The following is a 1,774-nucleotide window of genomic DNA, read 5'->3' on the forward strand; positions in this document are numbered from 1 at the left end:
GGGAACGGCCCGCAAGGGACTTGCTTCTATAGCGACAGAGGGCGACAATGTGGCAGCGTGGTTCTTGACGGTGTGGATATCACAAATGCAAGCCGCCCCGAGCTTATGCGTATCCGCCGTGATAAAATCGGCATGGTGTTCCAGCAGTTTCATCTGATTCCCTATCTTACGGCGGTAGAAAATGTCATGGTTGCACAGTATTATCACAGCATGCCGGACAGGGAGGAAGCCATAGCGGCGCTCGCGCGTGTGGGTGTCGCGGAGCGCGCGGACCATCTGCCAAGCCAGCTTTCGGGCGGAGAGCAGCAGCGCGTCTGTATAGCAAGAGCGCTTATCAATTATCCCGTATTGATTCTCGCTGATGAGCCTACAGGCAATCTTGACGAAGCCAATCAGAATCTCGTGATGCAGATTTTCCGTGAGCTGCATGACGAGGGACATACAATTCTCACGGTTACCCATTCGCCCGAGGTCGGCGCGGCGGCGGAGCGCTGCGTCGTAATAGAGCATGGGCACATGAAGGCACAGTAATTTATGGGGGCGGTAGTATGAAGAAACTATTGGCGGCTGCTGCCGCTGCTATGACAATAGCCGCATTGCTCTCGGGCTGCGGCGGAGATACGGCTCCGGCAAAACAGAAGCAGGCGGTGAATGCGGCTGATGACCTTTCCACAGCAAAGGACGGCACTTATTCGGCGGTGAGCCGCAAGGACGAAATGGGAAGCGGACGTATTACAATCGTCATCAAAGACCATAAAATCAAAGCGGCTCAGTTTGACGGGCTGAAGCCTGACGGCGTTGTAAAGGACAAAACCTATGGAATGAGCGACGGTGAGATAAAAAACGAAAGCAAGTATAAACAGGCGCAGCTGGCGGTAAAGGCGCACAAGGACTTCGGAGATCAGCTGGTGGAGAGACAGAAGCTGTCCGAGGTTGATGCCATAGCAGGAGCAACGGTATCCTATAACCAGTTTGTTGAGGCTGCGCAAAACGCAATTGAAAAAGCCAAAAATTAAAATCGCTCCTCCTTATGTCGGCATCGGTGTTTTTTCTCCACCGGTGCCGCTTTTCTTTTGAGCGGACATATACGGGGCTTTGCAGCTTGCATCGCAACGGAGAATGGGACGGTCATGGGGGGAGTTTTCTTTCTGCAAATGGGGAAGTACATATTCAATTTTTGCACAGAATTTATTTCAGATGTGGTAAAATAAAAAGAGTGTTTTGTGTTTTTATTGATCAGTTTGAAAGGGTTCAGAAGCATGATTCATGTCGATTCAGCGGACGAAAGAAAAATAGTAGGCTCAGGCACGTGGTACGCGAAGCTTGATAAGGACGGCAATACCACGGAAATCCATTTTTCCGATGCCATACGCCGTATGCTTGGTTATAAGACACATGAGGAATTTCCCGATACGGGAGAGGGCTATGTCGCTCATATTCATCCTGATGACAGGGAAATGGTTATTCTCGCGGCAGAGGAAGTGTCCAAAGGAATATCGGACGGGTTCGACGTCGAATACCGTCTGCTGATGAAATCGGGCGGATATCTTCCTATCAATGCCACGGGGGATATTCTCAATATTCCCGACGGAAAGCTTCTGCACGGCGCGGTAATTGATTTGTCCGACCGTTTTCAGAACCGCAAGGAGCATAAATTTGAAGAGGTGCTGCAGCTGAAGCAGCGCCTTATTGACGCGCTTTCAACCCAGTACGACGTGCTTCTTTATATCAACCCTGTTGAACACAGAATTTCCCTGATTGAAAATAATGTCAC

The 1,774-nt window shown here is 50.3% G+C and carries 3 protein-coding genes; all 3 read left to right on the plus strand.

Features of this window, described 5'->3' with window-relative positions:
- The coding region (locus tag ACY69O_RS06795; protein WP_462332712.1) for an ABC transporter ATP-binding protein at positions 1–531 on the plus strand (531 nt) is incomplete at its 5' end.
- A gap of 17 nt (positions 532–548) precedes the next feature.
- Positions 549–1,016 (plus strand): FMN-binding protein, encoded by a 468-nt coding sequence (locus tag ACY69O_RS06800; protein ID WP_462332713.1) that lies wholly within the window; start codon positions 549–551, stop codon positions 1,014–1,016.
- 243 nt (positions 1,017–1,259) lie between these two features.
- Positions 1,260–1,774, plus strand: a 515-nt coding sequence (locus ACY69O_RS06805) for a PAS domain-containing protein (protein WP_462332714.1), incomplete at its 3' end; no start/stop codon positions are given.

The sequence above is a fragment of the Schwartzia sp. (in: firmicutes) genome, from assembly GCF_978017985.1.